The sequence below is a fragment of the Nocardia sp. NPDC058176 genome (assembly GCF_042883805.1).
Classification (GTDB): domain Bacteria; phylum Actinomycetota; class Actinomycetes; order Mycobacteriales; family Mycobacteriaceae; genus Nocardia.
On record NZ_JBHVVA010000007.1, the window covers coordinates 49,852 to 67,054 of the forward strand.

Annotated in this window: 13 protein-coding genes; 5 read left to right on the forward strand and 8 right to left on the reverse strand. The window is 69.9% G+C overall.

The features are described 5' to 3' along the window. Positions 1-147 precede the first annotated feature (147 nt). The gene (locus ACFVVM_RS28455) at positions 148-1,584 is read right to left on the reverse strand and encodes a type VII secretion-associated protein (protein ID WP_387624474.1); all 1,437 of its coding nucleotides are present in this window, start codon (positions 1,582-1,584) and stop codon (positions 148-150) included. After that, a complete protein-coding gene (eccCa, locus tag ACFVVM_RS28460) occupies positions 1,581-5,630 on the reverse strand; it encodes a type VII secretion protein EccCa (RefSeq protein WP_387624477.1) in 4,050 nt (1,349 codons plus the stop codon). The genes ACFVVM_RS28455 and eccCa overlap by 4 nt, the downstream gene beginning before the upstream one ends. 185 nt (positions 5,631-5,815) lie before the next feature. Between eccCa and eccD the strand changes: the two genes are divergently transcribed. Then, a complete protein-coding gene (eccD, locus tag ACFVVM_RS28465; protein ID WP_387624479.1) occupies positions 5,816-7,282 on the forward strand; it encodes a type VII secretion integral membrane protein EccD in 1,467 nt (488 codons plus the stop codon). 17 nt (positions 7,283-7,299) lie between these two features. Then, positions 7,300-8,679: a type VII secretion-associated serine protease mycosin gene (gene mycP, locus ACFVVM_RS28470; protein WP_387624481.1), complete on the forward strand. Its 1,380-nt coding sequence runs from the start codon at positions 7,300-7,302 to the stop codon at positions 8,677-8,679. Positions 8,680-8,756: 77 nt separating this feature from the next. On the opposite strand, the gene eccB is transcribed toward mycP, so the two are convergent. Beyond that, a complete protein-coding gene (gene eccB, locus ACFVVM_RS28475; RefSeq protein WP_387624483.1) occupies positions 8,757-10,235 on the reverse strand; it encodes a type VII secretion protein EccB in 1,479 nt (492 codons plus the stop codon). A gap of 114 nt (positions 10,236-10,349) precedes the next feature. Here eccB and eccE point away from each other — a divergent pair, with 114 nt between their 5' ends. Then, positions 10,350-11,993 (forward strand): type VII secretion protein EccE, encoded by a 1,644-nt coding sequence (gene eccE / locus ACFVVM_RS28480; protein ID WP_387624486.1) that lies wholly within the window; start codon positions 10,350-10,352, stop codon positions 11,991-11,993. A gap of 4 nt (positions 11,994-11,997) precedes the next feature. Here eccE and ACFVVM_RS28485 read toward each other — a convergent pair whose 3' ends face one another. Next, on the reverse strand, positions 11,998-12,558 hold the full coding sequence (locus ACFVVM_RS28485; RefSeq protein ID WP_387624489.1) for an NADPH-dependent FMN reductase: 561 nt from the start codon (positions 12,556-12,558) through the stop codon (positions 11,998-12,000). A 128-nt stretch (positions 12,559-12,686) separates the two neighbouring features. On the opposite strand from ACFVVM_RS28485, the gene ACFVVM_RS28490 reads away from it, so the two are divergent. Further along, positions 12,687-13,682, forward strand: a complete 996-nt coding sequence (locus tag ACFVVM_RS28490; RefSeq protein WP_387624491.1) for a GAF domain-containing protein — start codon at positions 12,687-12,689, stop codon at positions 13,680-13,682. Here the strand turns inward: ACFVVM_RS28490 and ACFVVM_RS28495 are convergent, their stop codons facing one another. Continuing rightward, a complete protein-coding gene (locus ACFVVM_RS28495; protein WP_387624494.1) occupies positions 13,683-14,492 on the reverse strand; it encodes an S-methyl-5'-thioadenosine phosphorylase in 810 nt (269 codons plus the stop codon). A gap of 144 nt (positions 14,493-14,636) precedes the next feature. On the opposite strand from ACFVVM_RS28495, the gene ACFVVM_RS28500 reads away from it, so the two are divergent. After that, the gene (locus ACFVVM_RS28500; protein WP_387624496.1) at positions 14,637-14,978 is read left to right on the forward strand and encodes a metal-sensitive transcriptional regulator; all 342 of its coding nucleotides are present in this window, start codon (positions 14,637-14,639) and stop codon (positions 14,976-14,978) included. Here the strand turns inward: ACFVVM_RS28500 and ACFVVM_RS28505 are convergent. The 3 genes from ACFVVM_RS28505 to ACFVVM_RS28515 all read right to left on the reverse strand — a co-directional run bounded on the left by ACFVVM_RS28505 (position 14,975) and on the right by ACFVVM_RS28515 (position 17,191). Next, positions 14,975-15,850 (reverse strand): nitrilase-related carbon-nitrogen hydrolase, encoded by an 876-nt coding sequence (locus ACFVVM_RS28505; protein WP_387624499.1) that lies wholly within the window; start codon positions 15,848-15,850, stop codon positions 14,975-14,977. The two genes, ACFVVM_RS28500 and ACFVVM_RS28505, sit on opposite strands and share 4 nt — an antisense overlap. Positions 15,851-15,912: 62 nt before the next feature. After that, entirely contained in the window at positions 15,913-16,164 is a 252-nt protein-coding gene (locus ACFVVM_RS28510) for a hypothetical protein (RefSeq protein WP_387624502.1), read from the reverse strand. Positions 16,165-16,225: 61 nt separating this feature from the next. After that, positions 16,226-17,191, reverse strand: coding sequence for a helix-turn-helix domain-containing protein (locus ACFVVM_RS28515; RefSeq protein WP_387624504.1), 966 nt, complete (start codon positions 17,189-17,191; stop codon positions 16,226-16,228). Positions 17,192-17,203: the final 12 nt, after the last annotated feature.

A 17,203-nucleotide genomic window follows, 5' to 3' on the forward strand; every position in this document is an offset into this window, starting at 1 on the left:
GCCGGGCGACCAGCGGGCAGCTGCCCGCTCTCGTACCGATCGCAGAAGTACACAAGTCAGGCCCCGGCTCACGCTGGGGCCTGACTTGTTTGTGTGGTGAGGGCGAGTGTCGGGGTCCGCGGGTGGTCGGCGGTGCGGACCGGCGGGCTACTGGCTCACCTGAACCGCGCCCACGACCTGTTCGCAGGAAGGGGTGAGGGCGGGCCAGCCGCCCTCGAGGTACTGGCAGCCGACGCTGACCTGGACTCCTCGTTCGACGAGGACCTGCCAGCGGACGGTGGAGCCGTCGGCGGGGTGTTCTTCGTAGGACAGGCCGGGGCGGCCGGCGAAGACGACGTCGCGGCGGACCTCGGTGACGGTTCCGGCGGGCTTGGTGGCGATCTGGGCGGCGAGGTCGGCGGCGACCTCGTCGTAGCCCGCGCCGGGGCTGACCGGTTTCTGGGTGATGGTGATGCGGTGGCGGGTGGCGTCGTCGGGGACGAGGTCGGCGCGGGTGGTCGGGTCGGTGGTGGACGAGCGGTGCCAGCCGACGGGGACCTCGACGGCGACCCGGCCGACGGCCTCGGTGCCGGGGCGCGGCGCGGGTTTCGACGTGGACGGTGCGGTGGCCGAAGTTCCGGCGACCGTGGTGGTTTCGACGGTGGCCGCGGCCTGCTGGTCGCCCGATCCGCCGAGGAAGAAGAACCCGCCGACCGCCGCGGCCGCGATGACGGCGGCCAGCGCGGCGGCGCCGAAGTAGAGCGGGCGGTGGTCGACCGGCTTGGTCGCCGCGGCGCGCTCGCGCAGCGGCTGCATCCACTCGGCGGCGGGCGGTGGGATGGACGGGGTGTAGGCGGGCGCGTGTGTGGCGGGGCGCGCCAGGTCGGTTCCGGTCAGCGGGCTCACCGGAACCGCTGCGCCACAGATGTTCTCCACCGCGGCGGTGACCGCCTCCAGCACCTTCGGATCGGTGGCGCCGAAGACCTGCACCACATCGGCGGGCCGGTCGGCGAGCAATCGCGTGAGCAGCGCCTCGAACTGCCGCCAGCCGTCCTCGGTGTCGAGTTCCGCCGCGGCCAGGGTGGGTTCGGCCTCGACGGCTTCGACATGGGTGCCGTCGGCGTCGTAGCCGACCGAGGACACCGTGGTGGAGAGCATGCCGAACTCGACCACGGCGGTGCGACGGCTGCGGCGAGTCGCCTCGTCGACATCGGAGGCACGCACCGCGCACGTCTCGAACACGATCTCGTGGGTGAATCGCGCTGCCGCGGTGGCGAACAGGTCCAGCGCGCGGGGACCCCACGCGGTCGGATGGACCACGACGAGCCGCTCACACGGCACGGCGACCCGAAGGGTGTCCATGATCGCGCCCAGCACCGCGGACAGTGCCTGGCCCAGCGTCGGCATGCGCGGCGGCAACGCGATCCGGTCACCGGCGAGGTACTGGACCGCCGACACCACCTGGGTGGGTGGGGTCAGCGGTTCGCCCACGACGAGATCGGAACCGTTGCTGCCGAGCACGATCGACGGCGGGACGTCCCAGTGCGTGGTGGTGCCACGCGCCCAGATCTTGGCTTCGCTGACGACCAGCTCGACGACGGTCATTCCGGCTGCGGCATCCAGGCGGTCTGGATGAGGCCCTCGGTGTTGCGGGTGACGTAGGTACCGCGGCCCGGGGGCTTGGGGCCGGGCCGGGTGGTACCGACCATCACGCCCTCGTCCTTGCTGCAGCTCATCACCAGCGCGGCTGTTCCGAGGTCCTTCATCCGCGCCAGCGTCGCCTCGTACATGGCGCGGCTGGCGCCACCGGAGCGGCGGGCGATGATGAGGTGGAAACCGAGATCGCGGGCGTGCGGCAGATGTTCGACCAGCGCGGCGACCGGGTTACCCGACGAGGTGGCGACCAGGTCGTAGTCGTCGACGATCACATACAGCTCGGGACCCTGCCACCAGGACCGCTCGCGCAGCTGCTGCGGTGTCACGTCCGGACCGGGGGTCCGTTGGGCGACATAGGCCGCGAGATCGTTCATGTTCTTGGTGAACTGCGGTGCGGTGGAACCGTATCCGGCCTGGTACCCCTCGGGGATGAGGCCGAGCATGGTGCGGCGGTAGTCACCGACGATGAACCTCGCCTGGTTCGGCGTGTTCGACGCCGCGATGCCGTCGATGATCGAGCGCAGCAGCGTCGTCTTACCGGACTCGGCGTCACCGATGATGATGAAGTGCGGGCTCTCCGCGAAATCGATGTAGACCGGCGCGAGTTCGGCCTCGTTGATGCCGATCGGGATGCGGGTGCACCTGGCCGCCGCCGGGTCGAGCCGGGACGGCCAGTTGCCCGCCAGGTACAGCAGCTGCTCACGCGGCAGCTGATCGGGCAGCATCCGGACCTGCGGCGCCGGGCGTCCCGGGGTCGCCTGCGCGATCGCCTCGACCGCCGCGGCCACCGCCTGACCGAGATTCGACGGATCCGAGGAACCGTCGACGCGGGGCAGGCCGGTGAGCATGTGCAGGCACTCGGGCGTCATGCCGCGGCCCGGACGGCCCTGCGGCACCAGCGTGGCGAACTTGCGACCCAGGTCGGAGTCCATCGGATCGCCGAGACGCAGCTCGATGCGGGTACCGATCTGATCCTTGAGCGCGGGCCGCGCCTCGGCCCAGCGGTTGAGCGCGATCACCACGTGCACGCCGTAGGACAGACCCTGCACAGCCAGGTTCATGATGGTCTGCTCGAGCACGTCGAAATCCTGGCGGATCGAGCCGAAGCCGTCGATCACCAGGAACACGTCACCGAAGGGGTCCTCGTGGGCGCCCTGGGCGGCCGGGCTCGACGCCGGGTCCGTCGACCGCAGCCGCCGGAACTCGGTCATCGACTCGATGCCGAGCTGACGGAAGCGCGCCTCACGCGTGCGCACGATGGTGGTCATCTCGGAGATGGTGCGGCGCACCTGATCCTCGTCGAGACGGCTGGCCACCGAACCGACGTGCGGCAGGCCCTGCAGACCGGTCAGCGTGCCGCCACCGAAGTCGAGGCAGTAGAACTGCACCTGCTCGGCGGTGTGGCTCAGCGCCATCGCCATGATCATGGTGCGCAGCGCGGTCGACTTGCCCGACTGCGGACCACCGACCACGGCCACGTTGCCGCGCGAACCCGACAGGTCGACGACGAACGGATCGCGGCGCTGATCGTAGGGGCGGTCGACGATGCCCATCGGCGCGCGCAGCGTGGCGACCGCCGGGTACTCGCCGGTGAGGATCGAGCGCGGCACCAGCTGATCGAGGGTGGGTGCCTCGTCGAGCGGCGGCAGCCAGATCGCGTGCGCGGGGCGGCCGTGCCCGGCGATCCGGGAGACCAGCATGTCGAGGTTGGAGGTCTGCTCGCCGTCGCCATCGCTGGTCGGCTCGGGCTCGAAGGTGGGCTCGGCGGCCACCGGAACCCGGTCGGAGGTGCGGAAGCCGATGTGGGTGGCGTTGAACGGGCGGGCGTTCACGTCAATCTCGCCACCGACGATGCCCGCGCTGGTGACCTCGCGCTGGGAGCCGCCACCGACGTAGGTGCCGGAGACGTAGGAGGCCTGGAAACGCTGGATCTCGCCGGAGTCGGCCTTCAGGTAGCCGCCACCGGGGGTGTTCGGCAGGTTGTAGGCGTCGGGGACGCCGAGGACCTGGCGGGATTCGTTGGCGGAGAAGGTCTTCAGGCCGATCCGGTAGGACAGGTGCGATTCCAGGCCCTTGAGCTTGCCCTCTTCCAGGCGCTGCGAGGCCAGCAGCAGGTGTACGTGCAGCGAGCGGCCGAGGCGGCCGATCATCACGAACAGTTCCGCGAAATCAGGGTGCTGGGTGAGCAGTTCGGAGAACTCGTCGAGCACCACGAACAGCGCGGGCAGCGGGTCGAGGTCGGCGCCGGCGGCGCGCGCCTTCTCGTACTCGGAGACGTTGGCGAAGTTGCCCGCCTGCCGCAGGACTTCCTGGCGGCGGTTCATCTCACCGGCCAGGGCGTCCTTCATACGGTCGACGAGGTCGGCCTCGTCCTCGAGGTTGGTGATGACCGCGGCGACGTGCGGGACGTTGTCGAGGCCGAGGAAGGTCGCGCCACCCTTGAAGTCGACCAGGACCAGGTTGAGCTGGTCGGGCGAGTGGGTGGCGAGCAGGCTGAGCACCAGGGTGCGCAGGAATTCCGACTTACCGGAACCGGTCGCGCCGATGCACAGGCCGTGCGGGCCCATGCCGTTCTCGGCGGCTTCCTTGATGTCGAGTTCCACCGGGGCACCGTCGGCGCCGAGACCGAAGGCCACGCGCAGCCGTTCGCGGCCGTAGCGGGGGCGCCAGGCGCTGGCGGGGTTGAAGTTGCCGATGTCGCCGAGGTGCATCATCTGCGCCCAGCTGGTGATGGTCTCGGTCTCGTCGGTCTCCACATCGCTGCTGCGCTGGGTCGCCGCGCGGTAGGGCGCGAGCCTGCGCGCGGCCTGCTGGGCCTGCTCGACGCTGACCCGGTCGATGGTGGCGAAGCGTTCCTGGTTGCCGGTGGCGCCGCGACCGAGGCACTCGCCGTCCTCGACGACCATCTTGATGCCACGCGAAACAGCAAGGCGCGGTGCGTAATTGCACAGGTCGATGATGGTGACGCCCTCGAAACCGGACTCACGCAGCTGGTCGTCCTCGGCCTCGAGCAGGCCGCCGTCGACCACGATCACCACGTGCACCATGTTCGGGTTGTTCGGCTGGTTACGCGAGTAGCGCACCCGGTTGCCGAGCAGCGGATGCAGGCCGGTCATCGCCTCGCGAATCGAGCCGTAGAACATGCGCTGGGTGCCGATGCCGTCCTGGGAATCGGGGTGCTGGGTGTGCGGGAGCCACTTGGTCCACTCCCATTCGCGGGCGGTGTCCGGGCCACAGACCACGGCGACGAGCACCTGGTCGGGCGCCTGGAACATGCACAGCTGCAACAGCATCGCGCGCGTCATGTCGCGGGCCTGGACGCGGTCGCCGTCGAGGGCGACGGTGCCGAAGCCCTTCACCGCGATCGCGGTCGGCAGATCGGGCACCGTGGAATGCGCGCGCACGAAGCGGCGCAGCGAGACCGCGGCGATCGGCTCCAGCTCCTCGACCGGACCGGTCTCCGGGGCGACCAGCCTGGTCGCCAGCCGCTGACCGCCCAGGCCGATGCGGGCGTGGCAGAAGTCCTTGTCGCCGGAGCGGCGCTCCCACATCCGGCTGGTGCCCGCGAGCATCCAGATCAGGCCGGGTTCGGGGTGGCTCCACTCGACGGCGGCGCGCTGCTGGGTGGCGGTCTCGTCGACGTCCTTGCGCACCTGGTCGAGGTAGCGCAGGTAGTCCTTGCGGTCCTCGTTGGCCTCGGCGGCCTTGGCGCCCTTGCCCCCGCCCTGACCGGCGAACATGGTGACCATCGACATGATCATCATCATCGGGAACATCATCATCATCGGATTCGATGTGAGGTTGCGCCCACCGGTGGTGAACATCAGCGCCATCATGCCGACCATGCCGACCACCATCACGACGGGCATCAGCTTCATCAGCAGGTTGGCCGGGGTGATCCGCGGGATCTCGGGCGGCGGCTGCAGGGTGACCTCGCCACCGGGCGTACGCGGCATCTCGCGCCGGGCACGGCGCTGGAACCGGACTGTGCTCATGGTCGAAGACTCCCCCTGCTTGACTACTCGCTGTCTGGCCTCGCGACGGGCTCAGTGTAGAGGTCGCGGCCGACATGTCGTATGGTTCGTCGAGCATTCTGCTGTCCGAACGGTGAGTTCCGCAAACTGTCGATCGCCCGCGCGGTCGAGCGGAAACACGAGGTAGAGACGGAGTTGGGGGAGTTTTGACGCACGCGCGACTCGATCATGTGGAAGAGGATTCCGCGCGCGGCATCGTTCGCGCACCGGATCTTGCCCGGGTGACGATCCTGGCCAAGCACACCCAGGTGGACATGGCGATCCCGGTCGATGTGCCGGTGGCCCTGGTCATTCCGAGTGTGGTCGACATGGTCGCACAGCACAGTCGGTCCAATGAGTTCGACAACGACGGGGAACGCTACGAGCCTGCCGAATGGGTGCTCGCGCGGATCGGCCACCCGCCGTTCTCGAACTCGTTGAGCCTGGGTGAGCACGGTGTCCGCGACGGCGAGCTGTTGATGCTCGAGAGTGCCTCGCACACCGCGCCGACCCCGCTGTTCGACGACATCATGTACAACGTCGCGATCGCCGACGCCGAGCACTACCGCAGCTGGACGCCCAAGACCGCGCGCATCACCGGTTCGGTGCTCGCCGCGCTCACCATGCTGGTCGGCTGCTTCGGTCTGCTCACCGCGCCCGACGCGCTGCCGTTCTGGGCGACCGGGTCGCTCGCGCTGTTCGTCGCGATCCTGTGCGTGGTCGCCGGCACCGTGCTGAGCCGGATGTACGGCGACACCTCCGCGGCGCTCGTCCTCGGTGGCTGCGCGCTGCCCGCCGCCTTCACCGGCGGCATGCTGATCGTCCCCGATCACTACGGCTGGGCCCATCTGCTGCTCGGCTCGGCGCTGTTCGGCGCCGTCGCGGTGCTGGCCTGGCGGGTCACCGGTGTCGGCCTCGCGCTGTTCATCGGCGCGGCGACGATCTCGGTGTTCACCGTTCCGGCCGCGCTGGTGGGCCTGCTCACCGATCAGCCGGTCAAGGCCATCGGCGCGATCGCCGCCGCGGCCGGACTCGCGGGTCTTTCGCTCTCGCCGCGGATCTCGATGCTGCTGGCCAAGCTGCCGCTGCCGCCGGTCCCCTCCCCCGGCACCCCGATCGATCCCACCGAGGACGATCCCGACGACCATCGCGCGCTGCCCACGCTCGACGCGCTGCGCGCCAGGTCGGAGCGGGCCCGCAACTACCTCGCCGGCCTGGTCACCGCGACCACGCTGGTCACCGTCGTCGGCGCGCTGCTGTCGGTGAACGCGACCGCCGAGGGCGCCTACTGGCCCGGCATCGCGCTGGCGCTGGTGTGCGCCGCGGTGCTGATGTTCCGCAGCCGCACCTACGCGGGCGCCGAGCAGGCCATCGTGCTCATCGCGGGCGGCGCGGCGATCGTGCTGATCATGCTGATCGGTGTCGCGGTCGAGATGCGCCAGCCGCTGGTGGTCTTCGGTGCCGCGCTGGTGATCCTGGTGTCCGCGCTGGTCATCGGCCTGATCGTGCCGAACCAGTCGGCCACCCCGCCGATGCGCCGGGCGGTCGAACTGCTCGAATACGCCTTCGTCGCCGCGGTGCTGCCGCTGGTGTTCTGGGTCGCCGATCTCTACAGCCTCGTCCGCGGGCTGTGAACACGAACCTGCGCGTCATGGCCGCGGCCGTGGCGCTCGGTGTCGGCGCGTCCTTCGGCGTCGGGGCACCACCCGCCTCTGCCGAGCGTCCGCCCGTGGTCGACCCGGGACTCCTACCCGCGGGCGACCCGGCCGCACCGCCGGAGAAGACCGAGGTCCCGCCGAACACCGTCTGCGCCGCGGTGCGCTCCGGTGGCGAGGGACCGACGATCCCGACCGCGCAGCGCTCGCTCGATCTGGAACGCGCCTGGCAGTTCTCGCGCGGCGCGGGCCAGACCGTCGCGGTGATCGATACGGGCGTGACCAGGCACGAACGCCTGCCTGACCTGATCGCGGGCGGTGATTTCGTCGGCAACACCGGCGACGGCACCGAGGACTGCGACGCGCACGGCACCTTCGTCGCCGGCCTGATCGCGGCCTCCCAGGTACCGGGCCAGGGCTTCTCCGGCGTCGCGCCCGAGGCGCGCATTCTCACCATCCGCCAGACCAGCCGCTTCTATCAGAAAGAGGGCAGGTCGCAGGAGAAGGCGCCGGAGGAGATGCCCGACGCCTACGGCGATGTGCGCACGATGGCCTCGGCGATCCGCCGGGCCGCCGACATGGGCGCGACTGTGATCAATGTCTCCGAAGTGTGGTGCGGTACGTCCAACACCGTCGACGGGGCGATCGGCGCGGCGCTGCAGTACGCCGTGGAGGTCAAGAACGCGGTTCCCGTTGTGGCGGCGGGCAATACCGACACCTGCAAGACCACCAACACGGTGATCGATCCGCTCGATCCCACCGCGGATCCGTGGTCGAAGACGACGATGAACGTGGCGCCGGCGCGCTGGGACGAGTACGTGCTCGCGGTCGGCTCGATCGACACCAACGGCGCACCGTCGACGTTCACCGTGGCGGGCCCGTGGCTCAGCGTCGCGGCGCCCGGCGAGAACATGGTGTCGCTGAATCCGCGTGCGCCGGGGACCGCGACGTCCTCGGTCGATCAGCAGGGCAACGACAGTCCGATCAGCGGAACCAGTTTCGCGACACCGCTGGTGTCCGGCGTGGTCGCACTGGTGCGCGCGCGGTTCCCCGAGCTCAGCGCCAAGGACGTGATGAAGCGCATCCAGGCGACGGCGCACGCGCCCGCCGAGGGCTGGAACCAGTACATCGGCTACGGCGCGGTCGACCCGATCGCCGCGCTCACCGCCGAGGTCACCGGACCGCTGCCGCCCAAGCGCCCGTCACCGGCCAAGCAGGTCCAGCTCGCCGTTCCGGCGCCCGAACCCGCCCCGGACAACACGGCCCGCAATGTGGCGCTGATCGGTGGCTCCACGGTCGGTCTACTGTTCGTGCTCGGCCTGCTCGCCTCGTTCCCGATCCGCCGTCGCTTCGGCATGCGCGACGACGACATCTGAGCCCCCTGCGACGAAAAGAACCCTGCCACCCCGGATCGAAATATCCAGGGCGGCAGGGTTCTTCGGTTCGGGTCGAGCTACTTCACATCCGCGACCAGCTGCTTGGCCGGTGACGGATCCGGCGCGATGCCGTCATGGGCGACCATCGCGTCCTCACGTCCGAGGCTGGGACCACCCGCGAGCAGCCCGACGATCGGCCACGGTGCCGGTTCGGCCTTCGCCTCTTCCAGCCCCAGCGCCTTCACCGCGTCGGCGTTCTTGATCCCGAAGCGGACGCCGGTGTCGGCGACGTAGAACAGGCTGCCCTTGCGGCGGCTGTCGGGCTCGATCCCGGTGGACTGCACGTACGCGCCACTGGCCGGCGGAATGTAGACCGAGTCGGCATTGGGGCCCGACGCGTCGGCCTGGGCGAGCGCGACCAGCTTGGCGTCGTCGGGGATCGGCAGCGCGATGCCGGTCAGCAGCGACAGTTCCGCCCGCGCAGTCCCGTCGGCGGCATCGGCGGCACCCTCGATGGGGCGCCAGTTGATGCAGCTGACCGGCTGGTTCTTGGCGGTGATCAGCTGCGGCGCGTGCTGCGGGTAGGAGTGCACCTGCAGCGCGTTCGAGACACCGCCGTAGGCACGCTCGGTGGCCTGAATCGTGGTGCCCTGCATGGTCGTGTCGTTGGAGTTGCGCACGATCTGGGCGGTCAGCGGCGAGACCGACTGCAGGCCGTCCTGCAGCACCACATAGTTCTGGTTCGGCTCGTTGAACACCTGGACGATGTCACCGATGCGATGGCCGCTGACCTTGTAGGACGGCTCGCCACCCGGATTCGCGATCACCGGCGAGATGATCGGCAGCACTTCGGGAATCGCGTTGAGCAGTCCCTCGCTGATCGGGCGCGGGGTCTCGCCGATGATGCCGAGCGCCTGGGTCACCGCGGGGTCGTCCATGTTGACCCTGGCCCGCTTGTTGTCGTAGACCAGGTAGGCGGAGTCCTTGCCCTGCACCAGCAGTGCCTTGTCGCCGTCCAGCTTCTCGGCCTTGGTTCCGAGTTCGGGCGAACCCGCCAGCACCGAGGTGGTGTGGTCGGTGCTGCCGTCGGACTTGAGCTGGTCGCACACCGACCACGGACGACCCTTGCCGTCCTTGTCGTAGATCAGCGAGGACGGGGCGCCGGGAATGCCGATGAGCTGGCCGCGTGGCCGCTTGCCCAGCTCGGATTCCTTGACGATGCCCGCCTTCGCCGCCTCACCGGCGGCCAGCCGGGCCGAGGCGAGGTTGAGCGCGGGGTGCACGACATTGTCGATCACCACGTAGACGCCGCCCGATTCCTTGGCGATCAGGATCTTGCTGTCACCGATCTTGTCCTGCGGCTTGAGCAGCGCGAGAACGCCACAGCCTGCCAGCACGACGATGCCGAGCACGAGACCGACCACGTAGGCACGGGTCTGGGCGCGCATCGGATCGTGCAACATGCGCACGTCCCGGCGTACCAGGGCGTGCTCCATCCGCCGCACCAGGAAGCGGTAGCCGCTGACCTGCCAGCGAGTAGTGGGTTTTGAAGGCATGGTTCCTCCCCCGAACAGTGCTCTTGTCCGGGCAACACAGTACAGTTCCCCGCAAGACTTGCTCGCATTCGGCCACGGCCGATCGACAAAACGGGTACCTGGGGGAGGAAACGAATGGCCGAGTTCACCGGTGCGGGTCCGCGTCCACTCTTCGGCCGGATCTCACTGCCGCAGCTGCTCATCGTGCAGGTCATGGGCCTGCTCGCCGGGGTCGTCGCGCTGGTGGCCGGACTCGATCCGCTGCCTGCGCTCGGCATCGCCCTCGTGGTGGCGCTGGTGCCGCTGATCCCGATCGGCAAGCGCACGCTGCTCGACTGGATCGTCACCATCCGCCGGTCTTTCGGCAAGCGCGAGTACACCCTCGGCGACACCGTCGACTTCCGCGACACCGACGGCCGCTCGCTCGGCCTGTACTGGGACGGCAGTCGCGTGGTCACCGTGGTCGAGGTGCTGCCGCCCAAGGGCGGGCTGACCAGGATCGCGCGCACCACCGTGCACGCCTCGCACCTGCTCCCGCTGCCCGAGCTGGCCGCCTGCCTCAACCAGCACGACATCCTGCTCAGCGGTATCGACATCATCAGCCACGGCCACCGCAGCCGCTCCGGCACGCCTGCGGGCGCGATCTACGAATCGCTGCTCGGCCCGCTGCCCGCCACCGCGCACCGCACGGTCTGGCTGGCGATCAGCTTCGACGCGGTCCGCTGCCCCGACGCGACCGCCCGCCGCGGTGGCGGCACCGACGGCGCCTCGCGCGCGGTCACCATCGCCACCCAGCGGATCATGCGCACGCTCGAGGACGCCGACTGCAACGCCCGCATCCTCACCGCGCCCGAGATCCGCAAGGCCGTCCAGCAGATCACCGCCGGGCTGGATCCGCGCACACTCAGCCAGAAGTGGAAGTACGCCGAGATCGGCAACGCGGTGAACATCGGCAGCGCGGTCGATCCCAAGCAACTCGGCTCCGATCTGCTCGCGCAGCTGTGGGTCGCGCCCTCGCGCGGCACCACGGTCGCGGTGCGGCTGCGTCCCGGCAGCGATGCCGAGTCGGTGAGCGTCGGCGCCGCGTGGCGCCTGACCGCCCGTGAGCTGCCGGAGAAGGCCAAGACCAAGGGCATGGTGTCGATGAACGGCCGCCACCGCGACGCCCTGCTGGCGCACCTGCCGATCGCGGTGCCCGGCGTGGACGACACCGTGCCGACCACCGAGTACCCGATCGATGTCATCGGGGCGCTGCACCTGCCCTCGGCGGGCTGCGGTCAGCTGCTCGGCTCCGACGACGAGGGCAACGGCGTCGCCACCAGGATCATCGGTTCCGGTATCTCCTCGGTCTATGTGGCCGGTGAGCTGTATCTGGCCCAGCAGTTGGTGTTCCGGGCGCTGGCCGTCGGTGAGCGCGTGCTCGTGCGCACCGACCGGGCGCACGCCTGGGAGCAGCTGGTGACCACCGTCGGCAACCCGGAGCGGTTGACCATCGCGGTCGAGACCCACCAGTCCGACGCGGGTTTCACCGCCACCGTCGTCGACGGTGTGCTCGCCCCGGCCCCGCACGCCGGTGTCACCACGATCTATCTCACCGGCGACCCGAACGGCTGGCCCGCCTCCCGTCCCGATCTGGAGATCTTCCAGCCGGGCGCGATCGGCAACCGGGTCGTGCTGCGCACCGGGACGACGAGGGTGAACCTGACCCTGGTGTCCATCCCGCGCGAATCGACCTACATCGGTCAGCCGCGCGGACAGCGCCAGATGGCCAACGCCTGACCGGTCAGCCGGGATAGGGGTCGGCGCCGCGGGCGGCGCGCAAAGTCCGTCCCCACCAGGCCAATTGGTCGATCATCCGCGCCGAGGCGTCGACCGCGGCCCGGTCATCGGTCGCGCCCGTCGCGTCGAAGCGGCGCTTGGCCTGGGCGAAACTCACCGATTCGCGCACCGAGACCATGTGCAGCTCGGCGACCACCTGTCGCAGTTGTTCGACCGCGCGCAGGCCGCCGGACAGTCCGCCATAGGACACGAACCCGATCGGTTTGGCCCGCCATTCCCGTTTGGCGCTGTCCAACGCGATCTTCAGCGAGGCCGGGTAGCCGTGGTTGTACTCCGAGGTGACGGCGACGAACGCGTCGGCGGCCGCGATCCGGGCGCGGAATTCGTCGACCGCCGGTGACTCGGTGAGCTCGACCGGCAGGGCGAGATCGCGCAGATCCAGCACGCCCACCGCGAATTCCGGCCGCTGGGCCACCGCCGCGAGAAACCAGTCCGCCACCACCGGCGCGAACCGCTCGGGACGGGGACTGGCGACGATGACCTCCAACCGCAACGGTGTGTCCATGCGCCGAGCCTATCCCCGGTCACCGACGCCGTCGCGGCTGTCCGGGCTCCCCGGCACCGGCGCGGTGGAACTGATCAGGCACGATGATCGGCATCGGGTTCGTCGGCGTGGGGTGAAGGGGGTAGCACTTGATCATCGGGCGATGGCAGCTGGTGGAGACGCTCGGCGCACCGGAGACGTGGTCGATGCTGACCGCGGGGACGAGCCCGCGGGAGTGGGCGTCGTATCAGCGGGCGATCCCGACCCGGCTGCAACCGATGATCGCGGCCGCCCACGACACCGGTGAACCGGTCGACCTCATTCTGCCGAAATCGCGGAATCCGTGGTCGCAGCGGCGATTCCGGGCCGTCCCCGTGGTCTGGCCCGGCGTGGGGACGCACGGGGTGAAGGTGTGGGTGGGCGGCGATCCCGACCATGAGCTCGGTGTCGCGCCGTTCGAGATCGACGCGCGCACCAGGGTGGTGCACACCAGGCCCGCCGGACTCGGGGCCCAGTTCGGTTCGGCCCCCGCCGAATACGTGGGTGCCGAGACGTTCCGCCGGATCGAGCGCTTCGACCGGGCGCTCGAGATCGTCGCCGCCCTCACCCGTTCGGAACCCGCGGGCCGCTGGTCCGGCGTCGCGACCGTCCGCGCGGCGACGGGCCCGCGTTCGCTGCTGCTGGCCGCCCGCAACGGACCGCACCCGCGACGGTTCGCCTGGCGCGGTCTCGCCGTCGACGTCACCGACAGCGTTGCCCCGCAACCCAAGTCGTTCGAGGCGACCACACTCGACCTGCTGCGCGACTCCCGGCCCGGCCTCTACCTGGTCATCCTCGACACCGCACAGGTGCGGGCGGTGCGCTGGGTGACCGAGCCGGTGCCGGGACTGCGCTGGCGCGGCATCGACGATCGGACCATCCCGCATCCCGAGGACCGGGCCAGGATCGTCGCGGCGCGCGCGCAGATCCTGGCCGGCGCCGCCCGCGCCGGGCTGACCGGACTGCGGCTGGCGGCCGAGTCGGGTGGCTGGCTCGTCGCCGATGTCGAGGTGTCGCCGCTGCCCGGTGGTGCCGCGCTCGGCGCGCCCGCGTTCGTCCTGGCCCAATTGCAGGTCACCGCACCGGTTTCCGGCGCGCCGGAGTGATCAGGGCAGTTCGAAGGGCAGCGACACCCCGGCGTGCACGCGGCAGCGTTCGCAGGTGTCGGTGCCGTCGACCGCCGAGACCGCGCGGCGCATGAGTTCCTTGAACGGGCCGAGATTCTTCTTGAACTCGGCGAACACGTCCACCGCGTGCACGCCGTCGCCCTCTTCCAGGCCCGCGTCGAGGTCGGTGACGAGCGCGACGGCGGCGTAGCACATTTCGAGTTCCCGGGCGAGGACCGCTTCGGGATGACCGGTCATGTTGACCAGGTCCCAGCCCTGCCCCGCGAACCAGCGGCTCTCGGCCCTGGTGGAGAAGCGCGGGCCCTGCACGACGACCATCGTGCCGGAGTCTTCGACCCGCAGATCCTCGCCCGCGGACTTGACCGCGGCGGTTCGCAGGTCATCGCAGTAGGGGTCGGCGAAGGAGACATGGATGCCGCCGCCGTCGAAGTAGGTCTGCGGACGGCCCGAGGTCCGGTCGACGAGCTGATCGGGCACCGCGACGGTGCCCGGCCCCCAGTCGGCGCGCAGGCTGCCGACCGCGCACGGCGCGAACACCCGGCGCACGCCCAGCGAGCGCAGCGCCCACAGATTGGCCTGGTAGGGCAGGGTGTGCGGGGCGAACTCGTGCTGTTTGCCGTGGCGCGGCAGGAAGGCGACGGGACGCCCGTCGACCTCGCCGATCGCGATCGGGGCACTCGGCGCGCCGTACGGTGTGTCGACCTCGACGTGGGTGGCGTCGGCATCGAAGAAGTCGTAGAAACCGCTGCCGCCGATGACGGCGAGTGCGGGCCGGGGAAGCGAACTCATACCGGTGATTGTCCCGTCCGAGCAGGTCTCGCGCACATCCGGGACCTGGCAGCGCGCCCCATCTGACAATTCCGACCGGAAACTGTACCCTAGGGGGGTATCAGCTCGTCAACACGAGCATCCAGGTAGGCGAGGAGACCTTCGGTGACAGCACCCACCCCCGACACCGCGACCGGCGGCGAGCACGCGGGCCACGAAGGCCATGGCCACGGCTACATCACCGCCAAGGACGACTACCTCAAGCGCCTGCGCCGCATCGAGGGCCAGTCGCGCGGCCTGCAGCGCATGGTCGAAGAGGAAAAATACTGCATCGACATCCTCACCCAGGTCTCGGCGATGACCAAGGCACTGCAGGCCGTCGCGATGGGCCTGCTCGAGGACCACATCAGCCACTGCGTGGTCGACGCCGCCGTGGCCGGTGGACCCGAGGCCGAGGCCAAGATCAAGGAGGCCACCGACGCCATCGCGCGGCTGGTCCGCTCCTAGCCGACCCAGCGCGCGGACGGGTGCTCGTCCGCGTCCGGCCGAGCCGATCCGCCGAGAACGACATCGGCGAACAGCAGGCCCGTGCTGCCCGGCGGCAGCGGCGGCGCGAGATCGCGGCCGTCGGGCCCGAGGATCCGCGCGAGGCCACCGACGCCGAGCAGCCGCTGTCCCGGCGTGCGCGCGTCGACGGCGTGCCAGCCGATCATCGGGACCAGTGCCGTCGGCGCGATCACCACCACGCCCGCGGCTCTGGCGTACTGCTCGCTGACATCGCTGTTCACCGCCATGACGATCTCCTCGCTGACCTCGTGGTAGATGGTGAATCCCGACCACGCGGCGACATGGATTTGCTCCCGCCACAGGTCCATGCGCCGCTGCGGGCACAGATGGTCGGCTCCCCCGAGCATCCCGATCCGGCCCAGTTCGGTGTAGTACACGGTCGGGGTCCGCGCACCGGCGGCGAAGACGGCGCGTTCGAGCGGCGTCGGCCAGGCCTTCCGCGAGATGTCCACCTGCCCATCCGGACTCACCATCGCCTGCGCCATGTACAGGTTCCGCTCGGCCCGCTCGGCGAATCCGAGCACCACCCGGATCCCGACCCGCCGGGCGGTCCGCGCGATGGCCGACAGTTCGGCACTGTCCCGGCTCATGGCGTTGGCCAGATAGCGACTACGGAACTCCGTACCCCAGTCGACCGATTCCAGCCACAACCACCAGGGATAACCCGGCAGAAAAGTCTCCGGAAACGCCACCAGCTCCGCCCCACCCGCCGCCGCGTCCTCGATCAGGCCGATCGTCTGCTCGACACCGGCGGCCAGATCCAGCCACATCGGCTCGGCCTGCACCGCCGCCGCCCGAACCCGAATCGACATCCCGGCCACCCCTCGTACTCCCTCGATCACTGAAACCCAGTGTCGAACAGCCCGACCGGCGGTCACAGTCGTCCAGCGCCACGATCGGTGACAATCAGTGCCACCTCAGCGCAACTGCGCCTGCCGATACTCGCCGGGCGCAGTCCGCGCGGGGTGGCGTTGTAGCCCTGGACGGTGCCGGTGTCGACCGGCCGCCGGCCCGATGCCAGCACGACAGCCGATCCGATCAGGTCGAGCGCGCTGCCGGCCAGCACATCGGCTTGCTCGCGTGATTCGCGCTGAATCCTGACAAGGTTGCGGAAGAACTCGCCCACCACCCCCGCCGCGCTGCCGATGGGCACCCGGACGGTTCGATTTCCACGGGAACCCTGATCCTCAGCCGAGGTGTGTCTGGCGGTATTCGCCGGGGGTCATCCCGGTCTCCTGATGGAACGCCCGATAGAAATTACGTTCCGTGGCGAAACCAGAATCGAACGCCACCGCCGTGGGAGGGCGGGCGTGGTCGCGGGCCAGCAGGTCCTTCGCGCGGCGCACGCGCATTCGGCGCAGGGTGGTGTTGAGGCTTTCGCCGGTGCCACCGAAGATCCGGAACAGGGTCCGCCGGGAGATGTGGCAGGCGCGCGCGACCTCGTCGAAGGTCAGGTCCGGGTCCGCACAGCGCCGACGGAGGTGGGTGATGACCTGTTCGCGGCGGAGTGCGTCGGCGGAGGTGTCGACCGGCCGTTCGCCCGCGGCCAGCAGGACCGCGGAGGCGAGTAGATCGAGGGCGTTGTGTGCCAGGATGTCGGCCTGTTCAGGCGATTCCCGCCGGACGCGAGACAGACCGTGGAAGAAGTTCGACACCACCGCCGCCGCGCTGTCGGCAGGCATCGCGATCGCTGTCGGCATCCTCAGCCGACCCAGCCCGGGCAGCTCACGCAACCGGCGGATCGGCACTTGAACGAGCACCTGCTCGCACTCCCCCTCGACGGTCCAGCACGAGGGCCGACTGCTGTCGAGGAATGTCATCTCGCCAGGCGCGAGGAGGACCGATCGGCCGTTCTGATCCAGGCGGGCTCGGCCCACGGTCTGCATGCTCACCAGTAGGTACTCGTCGTCGGCCGCCGCGACGTGCCCCTTGGAGCGCCGGATCTCCTGATTGGCGACATAGATGTCGGTGAGGCCGAGACCGACCGGGCCCGGGAGCGAGCCGAAGGTGAGTCGCCCCGAGACCGCGGCGTCGTGATGGGGCATGACGGCGAGCGGAAAGTACGACTGCTGCATCCGAGCTTCCCATTCCTCGAACGCCTCGCTCCCCGGAGTCGCCGAGGGGAACGCCCACGTCGTCAGAGCGTGTGCCATCGCAGCCGACCT